Origin of the sequence: Nocardioides sp. Soil774 (assembly GCF_001428125.1) — a bacterium.
Lineage (GTDB): Bacteria > Actinomycetota > Actinomycetes > Propionibacteriales > Nocardioidaceae > Nocardioides.
On record NZ_LMSM01000002.1, the window covers coordinates 1 to 22,493 of the forward strand.

Sequence of the window (22,493 nt, forward strand, 5' to 3'; positions counted from 1 at the left end):
ATGCCGCCCAAGCCACCCCAAGAGTCACCGAAGTCCTGAGACACCAACTGTTACCGATGTCCTGATGCAGAACTGTCACCGATGTCCTGAGACATCACACAGTCGCCGCCCAGCGAGCCGGCAGGGAGACCGGAGACTCGGTCAAGGACCGCGCCGCACATCGAGCGCGTGACACTTTCCCTGTTGCGAGCGTCACACGCGGGCTAGGTTTGCCGCACCCCAGCAGACCTCCGTCGGAGCCGCCATGACCAGCGATGACCTGCACGCCCGTCGTGTGAGCGCGGTGCGCGCCTGGACGCGCTTCGTCTCCGCCGGCGAGGAGGAGGGGGAGGCCGTGCGCCCCGAGATCCTGCGCAGCTGGCAGCTCTCGGGCGTCGTCTCGCCGACGGTGACCGAGGCGCCCCTGGCCGACGAGGGCGACACGGCCGACTTCTGGAACACCTCGCCGCTGCACACCGCAGTGCAGCGCGTGCAGGACGAGCTGCGCCGCACCGCCGAGGACGGCGACCTCGTCATCGCGGTCACCGACGAGCAGACCCGCATCCTGTGGACCTACGGCGGCCGGGTGATGCGTCGCAAGGCCGAGACGGTCAACTTCGTGCCCGGCGGGCGCTGGGACGAGGCCAGTGTCGGCACCAACGCGCTCGCGATCGCCGGACGCACCGGTGCGCCGTCGATGGTCTTCAGTGCCGAGCACTACGCCGAGGTCGTGCACAACTGGGTCTGCTGGGCAGCCCCGGTCTTCGACCCGGTGACGGGCCGTCCGCTGGGCGTCATCGACCTGTCGACCACCTGGGACCGCACCCACCCCATCGGCCTGGCCACCGCGCGCGTGATGGCGCGGCTCATCGAGGGCGCGCTGCCGCGCGATCGTCGTACGACGCCCCAGGGAGCCGTCGGCCCGTCCGAGCCCGGGCTGACGCTGACGCTGCTCGGCACCGCGGAGGTGTGGCTGGACGGTCAGCGGCTGCTGCTCAACCGGCGCCAGACCGAGATCCTGGCGCTGCTCGCGCTGCACCCGGCGGGGTTGTCGGTCGAGCACCTCCACTCCCTGCTCTACGGCGACTCCGCCGTGACGACCTCGACCCTCAAGGCCGAGGTGTCGCACCTGCGGGCGGCGCTGTCCGGGCAGCTGTCCTCGCGCCCCTACCGCCTCACCATGCCGGTCGCCACCGACGTGGAGGAGGTGCAGCGGCTGCTGCGCCGCGGCGACGTGCGCGCGGCTGTGCGCGCCTACGGCGGTGACCTGCTCCCGGGCACCGAGTCGCCGGAGCTCGTGCAGATGGGCGACTACCTCGCCGTGAGCGTGCGCGAGGCCCTCCTCGCCCACCCCGATCCCGACGCGGTGCTGCGCTACAGCGAGCTGGCTCCCTACGACACCGCGGTCGTCGAGGCCTGCCTCGACGCCCTGCCCGTCCACCACCCGGTCGCGGCCCTGCTCAAGGGCAAGCTCGCCGCCGCACGCTGACCAGACCGCTCAGCCCGTCCCCAACCATCAGCCAACCAGCGCGACCTAGGTTCGGCCCCAGCGTGACCCGCCTCACACTGGACCTCACCTGGGAGTGGCTAGATGACCAAGATCGAACTCACCGTCGACGGGGCCGCGGTCTCCGACGACGTCGAGCCCCGCATGCTGCTCGTGCAGTACCTGCGCGAGAAGCTCGGCAAGACCGGCACGGTGATCGGGTGCGACACCTCCAACTGCGGGGCGTGCACCGTGCACCTCGACGGCACGAGCGTGAAGTCGTGCAACGTGCTGGCGGTGCAGGCCAACGGCCGGACCGTGACGACGATCGAGGGCCTGGCCGACACCGCCGAGGGTGACCTGCACCCGGTGCAGGAGGCCTTCCGCGAGTGCCACGGCCTCCAGTGCGGCTTCTGCACGCCCGGCATGATCATGCAGGCCGTCGACCTGCTGGGGGAGAACCCCCACCCCACCGAGGAGGAGGTGCGGCTCGGCATGGAGGGCAACCTCTGCCGCTGCACCGGCTACCACAACATCGTCCAGAGCGTCCTCCACGCCGCCGGCCAGACCGAGGGAGCGACCGCATGACCGCCACCCAGGACCGCCCGGCCGCCGAGATCGGCAAGGACCGGCGCCGCAAGGAGGACCAGCGCCTGATCACCGGCCGCACCCGCTGGACCGACAACATCACCCTCCCGGGGATGCTCCACCTCGCGATGGTGCGCAGCCCCTTCGCCCACGCCAACATCACCTCGGTCGACACCGAGGCGGCCAAGGCCTCGCCCAACGTCGTCGCGGTGCTGAGCGGCAAGGACTTCGGCGAGGAGCTCGGCGCGTGCATCAACGCATGGCCGATCACGCCCGACCAGAAGACCCCCGTGCACTCGCCGATGCCCGCCGGCCGGGTCGCCTTCGCCGGCGAGATCGTCGCCGTCGTCGTGGCGCGCAGCGCCGCCGAGGCACGTGACGCCGCCGAGCTCGTCGACGTGGAGTACGACGAGCTGCCGGCCGTCATCGGCATCAAGAAGGCCCTCGAGGACCAGGTGCTCGCGCACCCCGACCTCGGCACCAACAAGTCGGCGCTGTGGGTCTTCGACTCGGGCGAGGCCGGCACCGGCACCGATGCCGAGGCTGCCATCACCGAGGCCCGCGCCAACGGCATCGTCATCGAGCGTGAATACCGCCAGCAGCGGCTGATCCCCGCCTTCATGGAGCCGCGCAGCGTCGTGGTCGACCCGACCGGCGAGCAGATCACGATGTGGTCGGCCACCCAGATCCCGCACATCCTGCGGTTCGCCCTGGCGGCCACCACCGGCGTGCCCGAGTCGAAGATCCGCGTCATCGCACCCGACGTGGGTGGCGGCTTCGGCGGCAAGCTGCAGGTGACCCCGGAGGAGTGGGTCGCCTGGGCCGTCGCCCGCCGGCTCGCCAAGCCGGTGAAGTACACCGAGACCCGCAGCGAGAGCCTGATGGCGGCCCACCACGGCCGCGACCAGGTGCAGACCCTGACCCTCGCGGCCGACAAGGACGGCAAGGTCACCGGGCTCAAGGTGCACCTCGACGCCGACCTCGGGTCCTACGTCGCCATCGTCGGCGGGGGTGTCCCGGTGCTGGGCGCGTTCATGTTCAACGCGATCTACAAGTTCCCCGCCTACCGCTTCGAGTGCCAGACGGTGCTCACCAACACGACCTTCACCGACGCCTACCGCGGCGCCGGCCGGCCGGAGGCGACGTACGCCATCGAGCGGCTGATGGACGAGCTCGCCGCCGAGGTCGGGGTCGACCCGCTGGAGATCCGCGAGCGCAACTGGATCACCCACGAGGAGTTCCCGTTCACGACGGTGGCGGGCCTGGAGTACGACACCGGCAACTACGAGGCCGCGACCGCGAAGGCCAAGGAGTCCTTCGGCTACGACGCCCTGCGCGCGGAGCAGAAGGAGCGCCGCGAGCGCGGTGACCGGGTGCAGCTCGGCATCGGCGTGTCCACCTTCACCGAGATGTGCGGCCTCGCGCCCAGCCGGGTGCTCGGCAGCCTCGACTACGGCGCCGGCGGCTGGGAGCACGCGAGCGTGCGGATGACCCCGCTGGGCAAGGTGGAGGTCGTCACGGGCGCCAGCGCCCACGGCCAGGGCCACGAGACGGCGTTCAGCCAGATCGTCGCCGACCGCCTGGGCGTGCCGTTCGAGGACGTGGAGGTGCTGCACGGCGACACCCAGGTCGCACCCCGCGGCCTCGACACCTACGGCTCCCGCTCGCTGGTGGTCGGTGGTGAGGCGCTCGTCAAGGCCGTCGACAAGGTCATCGACAAGGCCAAGCACCTCGCCGCCCACCTGCTCGAGGCCAGCGAGGACGACCTCGAGTACAAGGGTGGCCGGTTCACGGTCGCCGGCACCGACCAGGGGGTCGCGATCCAGGAGCTGGCGACGGCTGCCTTCGCGGCGCACAACTACCCCGAGGACATGGAGCCGAGCCTCGACGCCGACGCGACCTACGACCCGGTGAACTTCAACTACCCCCACGGCACGCACCTGTGCGCCATGGAGGTCGACACCGAGACCGGCGCGGTCAAGATGCGCAAGTACACCTGCTGCGACGACATCGGCACGATCATCAACCCGCTCATCGTGGCCGGCCAGGTCCACGGCGGGCTGGTGCAGGGCATCGCGCAGGCGCTCTGGGAGGAGGCGGTCCACGACGAGGCCGGGACGCTGGTGAGCGGCTCGTTCGTCGACTACCTCCTGCCGACCGCGGCCGACACGATCTCCTTCGACGTCGTGCACACCGACGACCCGAGCATCTGCACCACCAACACGCTCGGCACCAAGGGTGTCGGCGAGGCCGGCACCATCGCGTCCACCCCGGCGGTCGTCAACGCCGTCGTCGACGCGGTCCGCCACCTGGGCATCAACGACATCCAGATGCCCTGCACCCCGGAGCGGGTCTGGCGGGCGATCCAGGGCTCGAGGGCGGGCGGTGCGACCGACACCCCGCCGGACGCCATGCCGCACTTCCAGGAGGGCGCACTCAACCAGGACGAAGGAGCAGGCCAGTGATCCCGGTCAAGTTCGACTACCTCGCACCCACGTCGGTCGAGGAGGCGCTCTCCGCGCTCGGCGAGCACGGTGACGACGCCAAGATCCTGGCCGGCGGGCAGAGCCTGCTGCCGGTCCTGCGGATGCGGCTCAACGCGCCCGAGGTCGTCATCGACCTCGGCGGCATCGCGTCCCTGCGCGGGATCCGAGACGACGGCGACGCCATCGTCATCGGCGCGATGACCACCCACCACGACGTGCGTGACCACGCGCTGGTCAAGGAGCACGCGCTCCTGATCTCCAAGGCGGCCGCCGAGGTGGCCGACTCGCAGATCCGCCACCGCGGCACCTTCGGCGGCGCGCTCGCGCACGCCGACCCGGCGGGTGACCTCGGCGCGCCTGCCCTGGCGCTCGGCGCGCAGTTCGTCATCGCCGGACCCGGCGGGACGCGCACGGTCGAGGCGTCCGACTTCTTCGTCGACCTCTTCGAGACCGCGATCGGTGAGGACGAGATCCTCACCGAGGTGCGCGTCCCCAAGCACACCGGCTGGGGTGCCCACTACGAGAAGTTCGTCCGCGTCGCCCACCAGTGGCCGATCGTCGCGGTCGCCGCGACCGTGAAGGGCTCGATCGACGAGGCCAGGGTGGGCCTGACCAACATGGGCTCCACGCCGCTGCGGGCCACGGCCACCGAGCAGGCGCTCGCCGGGGCGTCGGCGACCGAGGACGGCGTACGCGCTGCCGCGGAGCTTGCCGCCGAGGGCACCAACCCGCCCTCGGACCTCAACGGCGCCGCCGACTACCGCCAGCACCTCGCGCGGGTGCTGACCGGGCGAGCGGTCCTCAAGGCCGCGGGGGCCTGAGCGGATGGAGCTGAACCACCGCTTCACCGTCCCCATCGGCGTCGAGGAGACCTGGGCGCACTTCAACGACATCGCGTCGGTGGCCGAGTGCTTCCCCGGCGCCCAGGTCACCGAGGCCGACGAGAGCTCCTTCTCCGGCTCCGTGAAGGTCAAGCTGGGCCCGATCGCGTTGCAGTACAACGGGTCCGGCACCTTCGTGGAGAAGGACGCCGAGGCGCACCGCTTCGTGGTCGACGCCAAGGGCAAGGACAAGCGCGGCAACGGCACCGCCGGCGCCAAGGTCACCGTCAGCATGAGCGACGCCGGAGGCTCGACCGACGTGTCGGTCGAGACCGACCTCGCAATCACGGGCAAGCCCGCGCAGTTCGGGCGCGGGGTGATGCAGGACGTCTCCGACAAGCTGCTCGGGCAGTTCGTCGCGTGCCTCGAGCAGCGGCTCGCGGGGCCCGAGCCCGAGCCCGTCGCCGCCGCACCCGTGGCGGGCGAGGGGGAGGCCAGTACGCCGGAGACGGTCGCGCCGCCGGCGAGCCAGCCTCCGCCCCGGCCGACCCCGCTGCGCCCGCCGCCCCCGCCCGCCGAGACGCTCGACCTCGGCAGCGCGGTGCTGCCGGTGCTGCTCAAGTCGTACTGGAAGCAGGCCCTCGCCGCGGTGCTCGTGGTCGCAGTGCTGAGGCGGCTGCTCAGGCGCTGAGGCGTCAGAAGACGTGCAGGGGGCGGAACTGCACCGAGATGCGCGGACCGGCGTGGGCGACCTTCGGCACCGCGTGCTCCCAGGTGCGCTGGCAGGACCCGCCCATCACCACGAGGTCGCCGTGCCCCATCGTCACCCCGATCGACGCCCCGCCCCCACGCGGTCGCAGCACCAACCGCCTGGGGTCGCCGATGCTGACGATGGCGACCATCGTGTCGGCGGTGCGGCCGCGCCCGATGGTGTCGCCGTGCCAGGCCACCGAGTCGCGGCCGTCGCGGTAGTAGCAGCACCCGGCACTGACGAAGGGCTCGCCCAGCTCGGGCAGGTAGTGCCGGCTCAGGTCGTCGCGGGCACGCGCGAGCGTGGGGTGCGGGAGCGGCTCGTCGCGGTGGTAGGTGTGCACCAGGCGCGGCACGTCGACCACGGCGTCGTACATCTCGCGACGCTCCGAGCGCCACGGCACGCGCTCCACCAGCGCCGCGAAGACGTCGTCGGGGGAGTCGAGCCAGTCGCGCTGCACGTCGAGCCAGGCGCCGTGGGAGAGCACCCGTCGCTCGGGCGCGAGTGACGGGGTCACCGCGTCGTCGGCGAAGAGGGACGTCTGGAAGTCCACCACCGCATCGTAGCCGATCGATCGAACCTGTGTTCGATGCCTCGAGGCGAACCCGCAGGTTCCGTCAAGGCTTTACCACAGAGTCCGTCAATTCACGGACACCGGTACAGCCCGGTCCTATCTTGGCTGGTATGGACCAGGCGGACGTCGTCGTACCGAGGCAGCGTGCACTCAAGCACGTGCAGGTCCGCGAGCACGTCCGCAGCCTCATCGAGGCGCAGCCGCCGGGCTCGGCGGCGCCGTCCGAGCGCGAGCTCGTGGCCCGGTTCGGCGTGGCCCGGATGACGGTGCGCCAGGCCCTCGACGCCCTGGTCGGCGAGGGTCTGCTCGAGCGCATCCCCGGCCGCGGCACCTTCGTCGCCCAGCCGCCCAAGACCGCGGGCCGGCTGACCTCGTTCACCGAGGAGATCCGCCGTCGCGGGATGCTCCCGGAGTCGCAGACGCTGCTCGCGCGCGTGGAGCAGGCCGGCCCCGGCGTGGCCCGTGCGCTCGACATCTCGCCCGGCGACCCGGTGCTGCACTGGCGGCGGCTGCGTCGCGCCGACCAGGCCGTGGTCTGCGTCGAGGACGCCTACCTCAACGAGGTGCTGCTGCCGGGCTTCCTGCAGCACGGCACCCCCACCAGCCTCTACGAGGCGCTCGCGGCGCGCGGACTGCGCCCGAGCGAGGTCGAGGACTCCATCAGCGCCGACCGTGCCAGCGCGGAGGAGGCGGCGATCCTCGAGATCGCCGCGGGAGACCCGGTCCTGCGCCACGCGCGTCGCGCCGTCTCCGACGGTCGCATCGTCGAGGTCTCGCGCACCTGCTACCGCCACGACCGCTTCACGGTCTACCTCCAGCTCGCCGACCGCTAGGTCGTCGTCACGCGCCGGTGAGCTCGCCGAGCTCCCGCTCGAGGTTGGCCCGAGCCGCGGGCTCCCACAGTGCGCGACCCTGCGCGGTGTGGAACAGGTGCGGCTTCGCCGCGAGGTCGCGCAGCACCGCCGCGCGCCCGGCGCGGAAGTCGTCGTCGCCGACGTGGGCGAAGTCGGCACGCACGCCGGCGACGTAGGCGGCGTAGCGCTGCGGCGGCGCCGCGAGGATCGCGAGGTCGGCGTCGCTGAGGGCGCACCCCGCGAGGTCGTCGTCGGCCGGTCGGTGGTGGGCGGTCATCCGCACCAGCCGCGCCACCTCGTCGGCGTACGTCGCCGGCAGCGCCCGCTCCGCCCACCTGGCCGAGCGCTCCTCGTCGTCGGCCGCTCCGTCGTAGACCGCGTCGTGGAACCAGGCGGCGAGCCGCGTCGTGGTGTCGTCGAAGCGCGCGCCAGCGGCGGCGAGCTCGTCGAGGCGGTCGAGGACCTCGGTGAGGTGCAGCAGGTCGTGGTAGCCCGGACGGTCCCACGCGGCCAGCAGCTCGTCGCGCAGGGTGGTGGCTCCGTCGAGCGGCCACCGCGCGGCGAGGCTCATGCCGGCGCGGCGTCCTGCGTGGCCCGCTGGAGCTCGCGGGCCTGCTCGTGCCCCGAGGCCATCGCCCAGCGGATCGTGCGCGTGCCGGCGGCGCCCAGCAGCCGGCTGGTGACCGGCGGGACCGGCGGCAGCCGCAGCTCGCGCCGCGCCTCGGCGGGCAGCAGCGCGATGGCCGCGCTCGCCAGCGAGAGGTAGCCCGGGCGGGCCGCCCGCGGGAGGTCGGGGTGCAGCAGCAGGAAGCGGATCGCCTCGTGCGCGGCAGGGGTGCCGCGCAGCTCGGGACCGTAGGCGGTGAGGACCCTGCGCAGCTCGTCCTCCGACGTGGGCGGGTCGACGACCCCGAGGTGGCCGGCCGCGACGGCCGCCTGGGCGACGTACTCGTCACGCTCGGGGCCGACGAGCCGGCGCTGGCCGTAGCGGTCGTGGGCGGCGAGGAAGCTGTCGATCTCGGCTGCGTGCACCCAGCCGAGCAGGTGCGGGTCGTTGGCGGCGTACGGCGTGCCGTCGGGCATCGTCCCCGTGACCGACTCGTGGGCCCGCTGCACCGCCCGGATGACCTGGAGGGCGTCCTTCTCGGCGCCGAAGGTGGTCATCGCGATGTAGGTCGACACCTGGGCCAGACGGCCCCACATGTCGCCGCGGTAGCCGGAGTGGTCAGCCACGCCCTGCATCGCCGCGGGGTGCAACGACTGCAGCATGATCGCCCGGATGCCGCCGACGAACATCGACGCGTCGCCGTGCACGCGCGCGATCGGGGAGTCGGGGGCGAACCACCGGGGGCCGGGCGTGCCGTGCACGCGCTGGCGGGCCTGCTCGCCGTTGGGGCCGGCCACCTTGCGGAACAGCTCGGAGCCGAGTCGGTCGCGGAGGGTCACGCTGCGAATGTAGCCGGGTGGTGAAAGCCACTCCGCGCTCCTTTGACTTCGAGTACTCGAAGTTCCTACCGTCGATGGAGTGACGACCCACGCCCAGCCGCGCAGCTACAGCATCAAGGAGGCGGCAGCCCTCACCGGGCTGCCGGCCAGCACGCTGCGCTACTACGAGCAGATCGGTGTCATCGCACCGGTCGGCCGGGGTGCGAGGAGCGGTCACCGCGTCTACGACGACGGCGACCTCGACCAGCTCATGTGGGTCTCGTGCCTGGCCGCGACCGGCATGTCGATCGGTGACATGCGGCTCTACATGGCCAACAACCGGATCGGCGCAGACGCCGCCGCTGACCAGCAGCGGCTGCTCGAGGAGCAGCAGGCCCGACTCGAGGCCGAGGCGGCCGCGCTGGCCCTGCGCCAGCGCTACGTCGCGCTCAAGATCGCCTACTGGCAGGCCGTGCGCGCCGACGACACCGACGGAGCCGAGCGGCTCGCGTCGCAGGCGCGCGCGCTGGCCGACGAGCTGCGCCGGGCCGACCGGGCCTAATCACACCGGCGCACCTGCGCCGCACCGTCCCACGTCCGCCCCCACGAAGGAGCACTGCACCATGCGCGTCAACGCCTACGCAGCACCCGCCGCCGGCCAGCCCCTGGCCCCCACCACCATCGAGCGCCGCGAGGTCGGCGCCAACGACGTGCTCATCGACATCGAGTACGCCGGCATCTGCCACTCCGACATCCACACCGTCAACGGCGACTGGGGCCCGCAGCCCTTCCCGGTCGTGCCCGGCCACGAGATCGTCGGCACCGTCACCGAGGTCGGCGCGGACGTGTCCCGCCACCGGGTCGGCGACCGCGTCGGCGTCGGCTGCATGGTCGGCTCGTGCGGCGAGTGCGACAGCTGCCGCGCCGGCGACGAGCAGTACTGCCGCCAGGGCATGATCGGCACCTACGCCGCCACCGACCGCGACGGCACCACCACCCAGGGCGGCTACTCCACCCACGTCGTGGTCGACGCCGACTACGTCCTGTCGGTGCCCGAGACCCTCGACCCGGCCGCTGCCACGCCGCTGCTCTGCGCCGGCATCACGACGTACTCCCCGCTCAAGCACTGGCAGGCGGGCCCAGGCAAGAAGGTCGCGGTCGTAGGGCTCGGCGGGCTGGGCCACATGGCCGTCAAGATCGCCCACGCCATGGGCGCCGAGGTCACGGTGCTCTCGCAGTCGCTGAAGAAGCAGGAGGACGGCCTCCGCCTGGGCGCCGACCACTACTTCGCGACCAGCGACCCCGACACCTTCGAGGCGCTGGCCGACTCCTTCGACCTGATCATCAACACCGTCAGCGCGAAGATCGACGTCAGCGCCTACCTCGGCCTGCTCGCCGTCAACGGCGCGATGGTCAACGTCGGCGCCCCGGCCGAGCCGCTCAGCCTCAACGTGTTCTCGCTGCTCTCCAACCGCCGCACCTTCGCCGGCTCCATGATCGGCGGCATCGCCGAGACCCAGGAGATGCTCGACTTCTGCGCCGAGCACGGCATCGTGAGCGAGGTCGAGGTCATCCGCGCCGACCAGGTCAACGAGGCCTACGAGCGCGTGCTCGCCTCCGACGTGCGCTACCGCTTCGTGATCGACAGCAGCACGCTGGGCTGACGGCCGATCAGTGGAGCCCGGGGACCGACCTAGCGGCCCCGGGCTCCACTGTTCAGCTCGACTCGGCCGTGAGGTCGCCGGCGTCGATGATGCGGTAGGCGTAGCCCTGCTCGGCGAGGAACCGCTGGCGGTTCTGCGCGAAGTCGGCGTCGACGGTGTCGCGCGAGACGATCGTGTAGAAGTGCGCGCTGCGGCCCTCGGTCTTGGGTCGCAGCAGCCGGCCGAGGCGCTGCGCCTCCTCCTGGCGCGACCCGAAGGAGCCGCTCACCTGGATCGCCACCTCGGCCGAGGGCAGGTCGATGGAGAAGTTGGCGACCTTGCTGACCACCAGCAGCCCGATCTCGCCTGCGCGGAAGGCGTTGAAGAGCCTCTGGCGCTCCTTGACCGGTGTCTCGCCCTTGATGACGGGTGCGTCGAGCATCGCGGCGATCTCGTCGAGCTGGTCGATGTACTGCCCGATCACCAGCGTCGGCTGCCCGGCGTGCTGCCGCACCAGGTCGCGTACGACGTCGATCTTGGCGTGGGTGCACGACGCGAGGCGGTAGCGGGTGTCGGGGTCGCTCGTGGCGTACGCCAGCCGCTCGCCGTCGGGCAGGGTGACCCGCACCTCGACGCAGTCGGCAGGTGCGATGTAGCCCTGCGCCTCGATGTCCTTCCACGGCGCGTCGTAGCGCTTGGGGCCGATGAGGGAGAACACCTCGCCCTCGCGGCCGTCCTCGCGCACGAGCGTGGCGGTGAGCCCCAGGCGGCGGCGGGCCTGCAGGTCGGCGGTCATCCGGAAGATCGGGGCGGGCAGCAGGTGCACCTCGTCGTAGACGATGAGGCCCCAGTCGCGCGCGTCGAGCAGCTCGAGGTGGGGGTAGACGCCCTTCCGCTTCGTCGTCAGCACCTGGTAGGTCGCGATGGTGACCGGGCGGATCTCCTTGACTGCGCCGGAGTACTCCCCGATCTCGTCCGCGGTCAGCGACGTGCGCGCGACCAGCTCGTCCTTCCACTGCCGCGCGCTGACGGTGTTGGTGACCAGGATCAGCGTGGTGGCCTGCGCGTGCGCCATCGAGGCCGCGCCGACGAGGGTCTTGCCGGCGCCGCAGGGCAGCACGACCACGCCCGACCCGCCGTCCCAGAACGACTGCGCCGCCTCACGCTGGTAGGGGCGCAGCGTCCACTCGTCCTCGGCGAGGTCGATGGCGTGGGCCTCGCCGTCGACGTAGCCGGCGAAGTCCTCGGCCGGCCAGCCCAGCTTGAGCAGCGCCTGCTTGAGGTTGCCGCGCTCGCTGGGGTGCACGGCCACGCTGTCGTCGTCGAGCCGCGCGCCGACCATGCCCGCGATCTTCTTGGCCCGCAGCACCTCCTCGAGCACCGGGCGGTCGGTGCTCGACAGCACCAGGCCGTGCACCGGGTGCTTCTCCAGCCGGAGCCGGCCGTAGCGACCCATCGTCTCGGCGACGTCGACGAGCAGCGCGTGCGGGACGGCGTAGCGGCTCCAGGTCAGCAGCGCGTCGACGACCTGCTCGGCGTCGTGGCCGGCGGCGCGGGCGTTCCAGAGGCCCAGCGGGGTGAGGCGGTAGGTGTGGATGTGCTCGGGCGAGCGCTCGAGCTCGGCGAAGGGGGCGATCGCCTTGCGCGCGTCGGGCGCCGAGGGGTGGTCGACCTCGAGCAGCAGCGTCTTGTCGGACTGGACGATGAGGGGGCCGTCGTTCACGCGGAGGCTGCCTTCTGCCGGGCCCGGAAGGCCGCGACGTTGGCGCGCGAGGAGCAGCGGTCGGAGCAGTAGCGGCGCGACTGGTTGGGGGAGGTGTCGACGTAGACGTTGTCGCACCTGGCCTCCGAGCAGGTGCCGAGGCGGGTCGCGCCGAGGTCGCACACCAGGTTGGCCAGGCCCATCAGGGCTTCGGCGACCAGCAGCTCGGCGACCGACGAGGCCCGGTTGGTCACGTGCATGTGGAGGTTGGCCGGGTCGTGGTCGGAGATCATCGGGGTGACCGGGTGGTGGGCCAGGAGGTCGTTGAGCCGGCTCACCAGCAGCGGCACGTCATCGTCGTCGGACGCCTCGAAGACGGGGCGCAGCTCGGACTGGAAGGACTGCAGCGACGCCGCGTCGCCCGACACCACCGAGCGGTGCAGCCACGACCGGTCGGCGAGGTGCTCCTGGAGCGCCGCCTCGTCCGGCAGGTCGGCGTTCACGAGCGCGGCGGCGCGCTCGGCGTAGCGGATGAAGTCCACCGCTCCAGTCTACGGAGCGGCGCACGCCGGGGTCTCAGGCCGGTCGCACGCCTGTGATCCGGTGCACTGCGAAGTCGCGCACGTCGTCGGCGCGGTGGTCGTACGCCGAGAGCCGTCCGCCGTCGAGGCGACGTGGGTCGACGACCCGCTCGCCCGTCGCGCCGTGGTTGTCGACGTAGCCGATCACCACCGTGCTGCCGGCCTCGATCGCCTCGCGCAGCGCCGCCAGCGCGCCCGAGGGGGTGGTGGTCGCGAGCGTCGCGGGACGCGAGGACTCCGCACGGTCGCCGGCGCGGATGGCGGTGGCCACCGCCTGCACCTGGGCGACCTGGCGTGCGGCCACGGCGCCGGCCGGGCGGCGTCCGCGCCGGGTGCGGGCGCGCAGCAGGTCGGGCCGGCTGACCCGCACCGTGCCGTCGGCCGCCTCGACCACCGGCGCCGCGCCGAGCTCGCGCAGGCGGGGGAGCAGGACGTCGAGCGGTGACGTCGCGATGGCGACGGTCGGCGCGAGCAGCCGCAGCCCCAGCGTGCGGGCCCGTGGGTCGTGGACCAGCGCCGCGAGCGCGGCCTCGTCGTCGGCGCGCAGGAAGGCCTCCGCGTGCCCGACCCGCACGCTGCCGAAGGTGCGCGCGACGTCGTCGACGAGGAACTCCAGCGGCTGCGGCACCGGGGTCTGGGAGACCGAGGTGAGGAAGTCGCGCACCTCCAGCGCCGACCACCCGGCGTCGAAGCCGCGGCGCAGCGAGCCCGGGGTGAAGCGGTAGACCGTGGCGCCACCGCGCGACTCGACGTCGGCGAGCAGGTGCAGGCGGCGGGCGACCTCGGTCTCGAGCGGACCGGGGGCCACGGCCGTCAGGTCGGCCTGGAGCAGGACGTGGTCCACCGGTCGCGGCAGGTGCGGGTCGAGTGCCGCGGCCGCCGCTCCGAGGTCGCCCTCGGCCACCAGCCGGCCGCTCGGGGGCAGGCCGCCGGCACCGGTGACGCCGAGCACCGCGGCCTCTGTGAGCGCGGCGTCGACCAGCTCTCCGAAGATCGTGGGCCGGCGCGGTCGCAGCCACGCCACGCGCCCCACCAGCGAGGCGGTGCCGGTGCCGGCGGCGAGCACCTCGCCCTCGGGCACCTCGGAGAGCACGTGCAGGGCCAGGCGGCGGGCCTCCTCGGCCAGCCCGCTGGAGAGCTCGGGTGCCAGGGCGTTCCACGACTTCCCGGCGGCGTCGCGCGACCCCACCAGGGACGGCACCCGGCTGCTCGCGAGCCAGCCGGCGACCAGGCGCGCCCAGCGCCCGGAGGTCGGCAGCCCCGACCAGACGTCGAACTCGTCGGTGGGCAGCCACGACGGCGTCCCGTCGGCGACCGCGGCCTCCGCGATGAGGCCGGCCGACAGGGCCACCTCGACCACCAGCGCCGCCTCCGCCTCCTCGACGTGCAGCTCGCGCGCCACCGCCTTCAGGTCGCGCACCGCCAGCCCGCCGCTGCGCAGCACGCTCGGCGGCGCCACGCCCCAGTGGTCGAGCAGCAGCTCCACACGGCGTACGACGTCGAAGGCCGCGCCGGCCGCGCTGCGGGCCACCAGGGAGGCGTCGCGCGACGACGTGGCCAGCGCGGGCACGTCGTCGACCGGCTCGACCGTGGTGCGTCCGCCGCGCAGGGCGAGCCCGACCTCGCCGGGCAGCACGACCGAGCTGCCCTCGCGCGGGACCAGCAGCCGGCGGCTGAGCAGCTCCTCGGCGGGCGAGCGCGCGTCGCGAGGCGACACCGTGCGTCGCGCAGCCCCCGTCGTGCCCTCGCCGCCGTGCTCGTCGACGTGGCGCAGCAGGGCGGCCGCGGCGGGGCTCAGCTCGGCGAGCCGGGCCCGCACCTCGTCGTCGGTGAGGGGCTCGGGGCTGACCGGCCGGAGACCGCTCGCGACCCCGGGCACGCCGCGCATGGCATCGGCCACCCCGCTCAGCGCGCGCACGCCGCCGGGGGTCTCCCAGGCCAGGGCGAGGTCGAGCAGCCGCTGGAGCGCGGCCGCCGTACGGGTGGGGTCGGCGTGCACGATCGAGATCAGCTGCGCCGAAGTGGTTTGACCTGCAACCAGCAGGGCATCAAGCACGGAAAGTTCCAGACGGTCCAGGCCGTCGAGGGCGCGGTGGATCGACGAACGTGTGGCAGCCCGCGAGGCCAGCTGCGAGGAATCCTGAGGGGCTGGAGTGGCGAGGTCGGGACGGGCGGCGAGCAGTGCGACGAGTCGCTCGTCGGACCAGCCGCGGAGCTGGTCGGCGAGCGTGCGTGCGGGTGTCGTGCGCCCTGAGCTGGACATCCCTCTTACGCTACTCGCCGGGTCGGCGCCGCCGTCCCACATCTCGACACGGGGCGAAGAGGGCCGGGCATGAAGAACGTCGATCTCCACCACGGGGCGGCGACCGACGTCGGCCTGGTGCGCAAGGTCAACGAGGACTCCTACCTGGTGGCGCCGCCCATCTTCGTCGTCGCCGACGGCATGGGCGGGCACTCCGGCGGTGACGTGGCCAGCCAGATGGTGGTCGAGGAGTTCCAGCGACTCGTCGAGGTCTACGACCCCACTCGCGGTGCCGAGCACGTCGCGGACGCGTTCGCCCGCGCCCAGGCGCGCATCGTCGACTACGGCAACGCCCACCGCGCGCTGCAGCCCGGGTGGCACGCCGGCACCACGGCGGTGGTGGCGGTGCTCGTCGACGACCACGGGGTCGCGAAGTGGCTGCTGGCCAACCTCGGCGACTCCCGGATCTACCGGATCACCGAGGGGTGCCTCGAGCAGGTCAGCGTCGACCACTCGGTCGTGCAGGAGCTCATCGACGCGGGCCGGATCACCGAGCAGGAGGCCGCGGTCCACCCCGAGCGCCACGTGATCACCCGTGCCCTGGGCAGCCCGGAAGGCATCGAGCCCGACTTCTTCCTGCTGCCGCTCGGGTCGGTCGAGCGCCTCCTGCTCTGCAGCGACGGCATCACCGGGATGATCGACGACGCCGTCATCGAGGACATCCTCGAGACGGTCGCCGACCCGCGTGACGCAGCCGACCGACTGGTGCGCGCCGCGGTGGCGGCCGGCGGTCGCGACAACGCCACGGCCGTCGTGGTCGATGTGGTGGGATTGGTCAAGGACGCGACCTATGACTCCCAGCGCCAGCTGCAGAGTCTCGAATCGAAGCTGGGGGGACGACTGTGAGCACAGAGGCCAGGTTCGCGACGGGGGACTGGTACGCCGTCGTCGGCGACCACGCCACCGTCCTGCTGCCCGGGAGCCAGCGCGGCCGGGTCGCCCAGCTGTGGGACCTCGCCGACTCCGGTGCCGACCTCGACGCCGTGCTCGACGCGCTGCTCGCGGGCGGCCTGTCCTCCCTCGACCACTTCGCGCTCGTCGCCCACGGCGACGACACGACCCGGCTGATCGTGCGTGGCGCGCCGAGCGCCGCGGTCTCGTCGGGCTCCGGCGAGGAGATCGTCAGCGCGACCGCCGGCACGACCTGGGCGGAGCGGGTCGTCACCGGCGTGACCAGCGTCCGGGTCACGCTCACCGGCGACGGTGCGGTCGAGCACGTGCTGACCCCCGGGCTGGCGCGCGTGTCGGCCGTGGAGTTCGGCGCCCCCGCACATGCGACCGCCACGGAGGCGCAGGCCGAGCCCGAGGCCCGCCCCGAGCCCGAGCCGGTCGCCGCATCCGTGCCCGACCCCGAGCCGGAGCCGGAGCCGGAGCCCGAGGCCGTCGAGCCGGAGCCGCAGGCGGCGCCGGAGCCGGTCGCGGCCGCGCCGCTCCACTTCGGTGAGCCCGGCGACGACCCGACCCCGACCGGTGAGACCCCGGTAGTGCAGGACGACTGGTCCGACCGTGACGGCCAGACCCAGGTCGGCGTCCCGGTCCCCGACTTCGACCGGCCACCGATCCCCGGCCAGGAGATGGCGCCGTCGGTGGTGTCGCAGCCCGTGGCCTCGCTGGTCTTCTCGACCGGTGACGTGGTCGCGGTCGACCGCGCGGTGCTCGTCGGTCGTGCGCCCGAGGCCCGTCGCTTCGCCTCCCACGACCAGCCGCACGTCGTCACCGTGGCCAGCCCGCAGCAGGAGATCTCCTCGACGCACCTCGAGATCCGTCCCGGTGCCGGCGCCGACCACGGCTCGGCGATCGTCACCGACCTCGGCTCGACCAACGGCACCGTGCTCGCCCAGCCCGGCCTCGACCCCGAGGAGCTCACCCCCGGCATCGCGGTGAGCCTGATCCCGGGTGCCGTCCTCGACCTCGGCGACGGCGTCACCATCCAGGTCACCAACGCCTGACACCGCCGTGACCCAGCACCCCCACTCCCCGACCTATCCGATCGCCCAGCTCGAGCGGCGGTTCACCGCCTTCGCCGTCGACCGGCTGCTGGCCTGGGGCCTCCTCGGCCTCGTCGGTGCCGGCACCGCGCTCCTCGTCTCCGACGATCCCTGGACCGTCGCCGGCGCCGTCGCCGGTGCGATGGTCGTGCTCTGGCTCGTCCTCGCGGTCGTGCTGGGCGTCACGGGCACCTCGCCCGGCAAGGCGATGACCGGCCTGCGCGTCGTGCACCACGGCACCGGCACCCCGATCGGCGTGGGACCGGCCCTGCTGCGCTCGCTCGTCCTCGGTGTCGCCGGCCTGCCCACCTTCGGCATCGGTGTGGCCACCCTTGCCTGGACGGCCGTCGAGGACCGCGGCCGCCAGCGACGCGGGTGGCACGACCACCTGGCCCACACCGTCGTGGTCGACGTACGCCCCGCGGTGGAGGCGGCCGACACAGGGGACGACGAGGGTCCGCGCCACATCGTCAACCTCACCGCCATGCGGCTCATCCCCGCACCCCCGGTGGAGGCCGTGCCCACCCCGGAGCGCTCCGAGCAGTCCATGCGGCGCCAGCCGCTGCCGGCCGACGTGGTGGCCGCCCCGCCCGCGCCGCCGGTCGCCGCACCTCCCGTCCCGGCACCGCCCGCCCCCCATGCCGCCCCCGTGCAGCAGCGCCCACCGGCCGCGCCGCACCATCCCGTGACGCCGCCGCAGCGGATGCCGCCCCCGGCACCGCGCCACGCTCCGCCCCCGGCAGCACTGCCCCGCTGGCGGGTGCACTTCGACAACGGGGAGAGCTTCGTGGTCGCCGGCCTCGCGCTGGTCGGCCGGCGCCCCGAGGCGCGCAGCGGCGAGCAGGTGGCGCACCTCATCCCGCTGACGTCCGCCGACATGTCGGTGTCGAAGACCCACGCCCAGTTCGGCCCCGCCCCCGACGGCACCCTGGTGGTGATGGACCGTGGGTCCACCAACGGCACCGTGCTGGTCCGTCAGGGCGTGTCGCGCCAGCTCGCCCCGGGCAAGCCGGCGGCACTCCTCGACGGCGACAAGGTCGTCTACGGCGACCGCGAGATGGTCATCTCCCGCGAGCGCTGACGCGGTCGGGCCGAGCGCGGGGCAGGATGTGCGCGTGGCGACCTTCCTCGACCTGCTCTACGACGAGGCTCCCCTCGCTGCCTTCGACGAGCACCTGGCCCAGGCCTCGCGAGGCCTCGACGAGGCCGGTGCGGCACGTGTGCGCGCGGACTACGACGTCGCGCTGCGCCTGCGCGACCTGATGTCCCGGATGCGCTCGCGCGAGGCGGAGCTCTCGGCGCTCTACGAGACGGCCTCCGACCTCACCGCGATCCGCGACGTCGACACGATCCTCGCCGCCATCGTGCGGCGCGCGCGCCAGCTCCTGCACTGCGACATGACCTACCTCTCGCTCAACGACGAGGACGACGGGGCCTCGTTCATGAAGGTGACCGACGGCGCGCTCACCCGCGAGTTCCAGAACCTGCGCCTGCCTCTGGGCACCGGGCTGCTCGGCCTGGTCGCCCAGACGGGTGCGGCCTACTTCACCGAGGACTACTCCACCGACGAGCGGTTCGTGCGCCGCGGGTTCATCGACGAGGCGGTGGCGGGGGAGCAGATCCGCGCCATCCTCGGGGTGCCGCTGGTGCTCGACGGGGTCGTGATCGGTGCCCTGCTGGCCGTGCACCGGTCCGTGCGCCGCTTCCCGCAGTCCGAGATCAGCCTGCTGACGTCGTTCGCCGCCCACGCGGTCGTGGCGCTGGAGAACGCGCGTCTCTTCGCCGAGCTCGACGAGGCCAACCGCTCGCTGACCCGCCACACCGAGGCGGTCGACGCGGCAGCGCTGGCGCACGACCGGCTCACCGACCTGCTGCTCCACGGCGGGGGAGTCGCCGAGGTGGCAGAGGTGCTCTCCGGGGTCCTCGACGGCGACGCGGCGATCTTCTCGGCCGCCGGCGAGCTGCTGGCCGGTGACGACCCCGGGCTGGCCTGGACCGACGCCGTGGCGGGCGCGGTGGTGTCCGGTCGCTCGGTGGCCGTCGACGGGGGTGTCGTCGCGGCCGCGCTCGCCGGCACCGAGCACGTCGCCACCCTGGTGCTGCGCCGCGACGACCGGCTCGACCTCGCCGGGCGTCGTACGCTCGAGCGCGGCGCGCTGGTCACCGCGCTGGTCCTGCTCTTCGCCCGCTCCGTCATCGATGCCGAGGAGCGTCTCGGTGGCCAGCTGCTGGTGGACCTCCTCGACGCCGACGAGGGGGCGCGCGGACGCCTGCGCGAGCGCGTACGCCGACACGGCGCGAGCCTCGACGGCCCGGTCGTGGTGGCGGCAGCCGTGGTCGACGACGCCGACCGGCACCGGGCCAGCCGCGCCGCCGTGGCGACGGCGCGACGGATGTCGGGCCTGGCCGGGGAGCACCGGGGCGCGGTGGTGCTGGTCGTGCCGGGGCAGGACCCGTTGCGCGTCGGAGCCGAGCTGCAGGCCGTGGTGACGGCCGAGGGAGGCACGGCGACGGTGGGTGTCGCGGGCACGCACGACGCGCTGCACGGGGACCGGCTGGTCGCCGCCCACGCCGAGGCCCGGCGTTGCCTCGACACGCTGCTGCGCCTCGGGCGCCGGGGCGAGGTCAGCGACCCGGCGGGGCTGGGGGTGGCCCGGCTGCTGCTCGGCGACAACGACCCCGAGCACGTGACGGCGTTCGTGGAGGCGATGGTCGGACCCGTCCGCGCGTGGGACGCGCGACGGGGGACCGCCCTGGTGGGCACCCTGGAAGCGTGGTTCGCCACCGGGGGCCGGCTGCGCGAGACGGCCTCCGCGCTGCACGTCCACCCCAACACGGTGACCCAGCGGCTCGAGCGGGTCGCCGAGCTCCTGGGACCGGGGTGGCGCGACCCGGCGCGCGCCCTCGACCTCCAGCTCGCGCTCCGCCTGGCGCGGCTGCAGGAGGGCTGAGCCGCCCAGGCATGGGTTGGATACACACGGTCAGGCCCCAAGTGTGGGCGTCTAGACCATGTGCCGTGCGTCACTCCGCTCCCTACGGTGATGCCCATGACCACCCCGAGCCACTCGAGTGCCCTCACCCTCCGCGGCCGTCGTGCCCTGGTGACGGGGGCCGCCAGCGGCATCGGCGCTGCCGTCGCGGCCCGGCTCGCCGAGAGCGGCGCCGAGGTGCACCTCCTCGACCGCGACGCCGAGGGGGTCGCCGAGGTCGCCGAGCAGGTGCACGGCACCGCGCACGTCGTGGACCTCACCGATCCCGCCGCCATCGAGGGCCTCGACCTCGAGGTCGACGTCCTGGTCAACAACGCCGGCATCCAGCACGTCGCCCCGATCGAGGACTTCGACCCGGAGCGGTTCCGCACGATCCACGCGCTGATGCTGCACGCCCCCTTCCTCCTGGCCCGTCACGTCCTGCCGGGCATGTACGCCCGGGGCTGGGGCCGGCTCGTCCACGTGTCCAGCGTCCACGGCCACCGCGCGTCGGCATACAAGTCGGCCTACGTCAGCGCCAAGCACGGTCTCGAGGGGCTGTCGAAGGTCATCGCGCTGGAGGCCGCCGACAAGGGCGTCACCAGCAACACCGTGTGCCCCGGCTACGTCCGTACGCCGCTGGTCGAGGGCCAGCTCGCCGACCAGGCCCGCAGCCACGGCATCGCCGAGGACGAGGTGCTCGACACGGTCCTGCTGGCCCGCACCCCCCTCAAGCGGCTCGTCGAGCCCGAGGAGGTCGCCGACGCTGTCGCCTTCCTGTGCAGCCCCGCGGCGACCTCGATGACCGGCTCGTCCCTGAGCCTCGACGGCGGCTGGACCGCCGCCTGACCCCGTACTCCCTCCACGTACTCCCTCCACGCACTCCGCTCCGCACCCCCTAGGAAAGGCACGTCATGTCCACCGACACCTCCACCACGACCGCGACGGGAGCCTCGGGCACGCCGCCCCAGCGCACCAGCATCGTCAAGGTCGTCTTCGCGTCCCTGGTCGGCACCGCCGTCGAGTGGTATGACTTCTTCCTCTACGGCTCGGCCGCCGCGCTCGTCTTCGGCACGCTGTTCTTCCCCGAGAGCGAGCCCGCCACCGCCACGCTGCTGGCGTTCGGCACCTACGCGCTCGGCTTCGTCGCGCGCCCCCTGGGCGGCGTGGTCTTCGGCCACTTCGGCGACCGGGTCGGGCGCAAGAAGATGCTGGTGTTCTCGCTCTTCCTGATGGGCGTGGCCACCTTCGCGATCGGCCTGCTGCCGACCTTCGAGGCGATCGGTGTGGCGGCACCGCTGCTCCTGCTGCTCTGCCGACTCCTCCAGGGCTTCGCCGTCGGTGGCGAGTGGGGCGGCGCGGTGCTGATGGCCGCCGAGCACGGCGACGACTCGCAGCGCGGCTTCTGGTCCTCGTGGCCCCAGGCCGGCGTCGCGCTGGGCAACCTGCTCGCCACCGGCGTGCTCTGGATCCTCGCCGCCGTGCAGTCCGACGACGCGTTCAACGCGTGGGGCTGGCGCATCCCGTTCCTGCTGAGCGCGGTGCTGGTCGCCGTGGGCCTGTGGGTGCGGCTCTCCATCGAGGAGTCGCCGGTGTTCGCCGACGCGAAGGCCGAGCTGGCGACCAAGGAGAAGGCGCACCTGCCGCTGGTCGAGGTCTTCCGCAAGTATCCCAAGGAGGTCTTCGTGGCCATGGGCATGCGGATGGCGGAAAACATCTCCTACTACCTCTTCACGATCATCTCGATCTCGTTCCTCACCCTCTACGCCGGCACCGCCGACGACAAGCCGCTCATCCTCAAGGCCCTGCTCATCGGCGCGGTGGTGCACTTCATCACCATCCCGCTCGTCGGCGCGCTCAGCGACCGGGTCGGGCGCCGCCCGCTCTACCTCGTCGGCGCCGTCGGTGTCGCGGCGTGGTCGTGGATCTTCTTCGACCTCATCGCCTCGCGCTCGGAGGGCAAGATCATCCTCGCCATCTGCGTCGGCCTGGTCCTGCACGCCCTGATGTACTCCCCGCAGGCGGCGTTCTTCTCCGAGCTCTTCGGCACCTCGGTGCGCTACACCGGTGCCTCGGTCGGCTACCAGCTGGCCTCGATCTTCGCCGGCGCGCTCGCCCCGATCATCGCGATCGACCTGCTCGGCAGTGCGAGCGAAGGCACGGCCAACGTCCACAAGGTGGCGATCTACATGACGATCGCGTCGGTGATCACCATCGTCGCGGTGCTGTTCGCCAAGGAGACCAGGGCGACCTCGTTGCGCCACGACCGGGTGCTCGAGCACTGACCTCGACCTGGGTCCAGCGCGTGCGCACGGGCCGTCGTCCCTCCGGGGGCGGCGGCCCG

20 protein-coding genes are annotated in these 22,493 nt (G+C 73.0%); 14 read left to right on the top strand and 6 right to left on the bottom strand.

All coding sequences use genetic code 11. The features are described 5' to 3' along the window. Positions 1-244: 244 nt before the first annotated feature. The 5 genes from ASG76_RS02320 (at position 245) to ASG76_RS02340 (ending at position 6,051) form a co-directional block, all read left to right on the top strand. Complete coding sequence (locus ASG76_RS02320) at positions 245-1,468, top strand: histidine kinase (protein ID WP_056599525.1); 1,224 nt, start codon at positions 245-247, stop codon at positions 1,466-1,468. 102 nt (positions 1,469-1,570) lie between these two features. Next, the gene (locus tag ASG76_RS02325; protein WP_056599528.1) at positions 1,571-2,053 is read left to right on the top strand and encodes a (2Fe-2S)-binding protein; all 483 of its coding nucleotides are present in this window, start codon (positions 1,571-1,573) and stop codon (positions 2,051-2,053) included. Then, complete coding sequence (locus ASG76_RS02330) at positions 2,050-4,518, top strand: xanthine dehydrogenase family protein molybdopterin-binding subunit (RefSeq protein ID WP_056599531.1); 2,469 nt, start codon at positions 2,050-2,052, stop codon at positions 4,516-4,518. The genes ASG76_RS02325 and ASG76_RS02330 overlap by 4 nt, the downstream gene beginning before the upstream one ends. Further along, positions 4,515-5,360, top strand: coding sequence for an FAD binding domain-containing protein (locus ASG76_RS02335; protein WP_056599534.1), 846 nt, complete (start codon positions 4,515-4,517; stop codon positions 5,358-5,360). Before ASG76_RS02330 ends, ASG76_RS02335 begins: the two co-directional genes overlap by 4 nt. Positions 5,361-5,364: 4 nt before the next feature. Beyond that, positions 5,365-6,051, top strand: coding sequence for an SRPBCC family protein (locus ASG76_RS02340; protein ID WP_056599536.1), 687 nt, complete (start codon positions 5,365-5,367; stop codon positions 6,049-6,051). A 4-nt stretch (positions 6,052-6,055) separates the two neighbouring features. On the opposite strand, the gene ASG76_RS02345 is transcribed toward ASG76_RS02340, so the two are convergent. Continuing rightward, entirely contained in the window at positions 6,056-6,664 is a 609-nt protein-coding gene (locus ASG76_RS02345; protein ID WP_056599539.1) for an alpha-ketoglutarate-dependent dioxygenase AlkB, read from the bottom strand. Positions 6,665-6,795: 131 nt separating this feature from the next. Here ASG76_RS02345 and ASG76_RS02350 point away from each other — a divergent pair, with 131 nt between their 5' ends. Beyond that, complete coding sequence (locus tag ASG76_RS02350) at positions 6,796-7,518, top strand: GntR family transcriptional regulator (RefSeq protein WP_056599542.1); 723 nt, start codon at positions 6,796-6,798, stop codon at positions 7,516-7,518. A 7-nt stretch (positions 7,519-7,525) separates the two neighbouring features. Here the strand turns inward: ASG76_RS02350 and ASG76_RS02355 are convergent, their stop codons facing one another. Further along, positions 7,526-8,110, bottom strand: a complete 585-nt coding sequence (locus tag ASG76_RS02355; RefSeq protein ID WP_056599546.1) for a hypothetical protein — start codon at positions 8,108-8,110, stop codon at positions 7,526-7,528. Further along, on the bottom strand, positions 8,107-8,985 hold the full coding sequence (locus ASG76_RS02360; RefSeq protein ID WP_200948037.1) for an oxygenase MpaB family protein: 879 nt from the start codon (positions 8,983-8,985) through the stop codon (positions 8,107-8,109). Before ASG76_RS02360 ends, ASG76_RS02355 begins: the two co-directional genes overlap by 4 nt. 79 nt (positions 8,986-9,064) lie before the next feature. On the opposite strand from ASG76_RS02360, the gene ASG76_RS02365 reads away from it, so the two are divergent. Together ASG76_RS02365 and ASG76_RS02370 are read left to right on the top strand one after the other, a co-directional pair. Beyond that, positions 9,065-9,526, top strand: coding sequence for a MerR family transcriptional regulator (locus ASG76_RS02365; protein ID WP_056599553.1), 462 nt, complete (start codon positions 9,065-9,067; stop codon positions 9,524-9,526). A 61-nt stretch (positions 9,527-9,587) separates the two neighbouring features. Beyond that, the gene (locus ASG76_RS02370; RefSeq protein WP_056599558.1) at positions 9,588-10,628 is read left to right on the top strand and encodes an NAD(P)-dependent alcohol dehydrogenase; all 1,041 of its coding nucleotides are present in this window, start codon (positions 9,588-9,590) and stop codon (positions 10,626-10,628) included. Positions 10,629-10,680: 52 nt separating this feature from the next. Here the strand turns inward: ASG76_RS02370 and ASG76_RS02375 are convergent, their stop codons facing one another. Genes ASG76_RS02375 through ASG76_RS02385 form a run of 3 tightly spaced genes read right to left on the bottom strand, consistent with a single transcriptional unit; the run spans position 10,681 to position 15,153 of the window. After that, the gene (locus ASG76_RS02375) at positions 10,681-12,330 is read right to left on the bottom strand and encodes a DNA repair helicase XPB (protein ID WP_056599561.1); all 1,650 of its coding nucleotides are present in this window, start codon (positions 12,328-12,330) and stop codon (positions 10,681-10,683) included. Then, a complete protein-coding gene (locus tag ASG76_RS02380; protein ID WP_056599564.1) occupies positions 12,327-12,851 on the bottom strand; it encodes a CGNR zinc finger domain-containing protein in 525 nt (174 codons plus the stop codon). Before ASG76_RS02380 ends, ASG76_RS02375 begins: the two co-directional genes overlap by 4 nt. Before the next feature lie 34 nt (positions 12,852-12,885). Then, positions 12,886-15,153 carry a helicase C-terminal domain-containing protein gene (locus tag ASG76_RS02385; RefSeq protein WP_056599567.1) on the bottom strand — a complete coding sequence of 756 codons (2,268 nt, stop codon included), beginning with the start codon at positions 15,151-15,153 and terminating at the stop codon, positions 12,886-12,888. Between the two features lie 69 nt (positions 15,154-15,222). Here ASG76_RS02385 and ASG76_RS02390 point away from each other — a divergent pair, with 69 nt between their 5' ends. The 6 genes from ASG76_RS02390 (at position 15,223) to ASG76_RS02415 (ending at position 22,434) form a co-directional block, all read left to right on the top strand. Continuing rightward, entirely contained in the window at positions 15,223-16,038 is an 816-nt protein-coding gene (locus ASG76_RS02390) for a PP2C family protein-serine/threonine phosphatase (RefSeq protein WP_056599570.1), read from the top strand. Further along, positions 16,035-17,141 (top strand): FHA domain-containing protein, encoded by a 1,107-nt coding sequence (locus ASG76_RS02395; protein WP_056599574.1) that lies wholly within the window; start codon positions 16,035-16,037, stop codon positions 17,139-17,141. Before ASG76_RS02390 ends, ASG76_RS02395 begins: the two co-directional genes overlap by 4 nt. A 7-nt stretch (positions 17,142-17,148) precedes the next feature. Continuing rightward, on the top strand, positions 17,149-18,261 hold the full coding sequence (locus tag ASG76_RS19715) for an RDD family protein (protein WP_056599577.1): 1,113 nt from the start codon (positions 17,149-17,151) through the stop codon (positions 18,259-18,261). A 34-nt stretch (positions 18,262-18,295) separates the two neighbouring features. After that, positions 18,296-20,131, top strand: a complete 1,836-nt coding sequence (locus ASG76_RS02405) for a helix-turn-helix domain-containing protein (RefSeq protein ID WP_235529377.1) — start codon at positions 18,296-18,298, stop codon at positions 20,129-20,131. A 96-nt stretch (positions 20,132-20,227) separates the two neighbouring features. Next, entirely contained in the window at positions 20,228-20,998 is a 771-nt protein-coding gene (locus ASG76_RS02410) for a 3-hydroxybutyrate dehydrogenase (RefSeq protein WP_200948038.1), read from the top strand. A 65-nt stretch (positions 20,999-21,063) separates the two neighbouring features. Next, complete coding sequence (locus ASG76_RS02415; RefSeq protein WP_056599586.1) at positions 21,064-22,434, top strand: MFS transporter; 1,371 nt, start codon at positions 21,064-21,066, stop codon at positions 22,432-22,434. Positions 22,435-22,493: the final 59 nt, after the last annotated feature.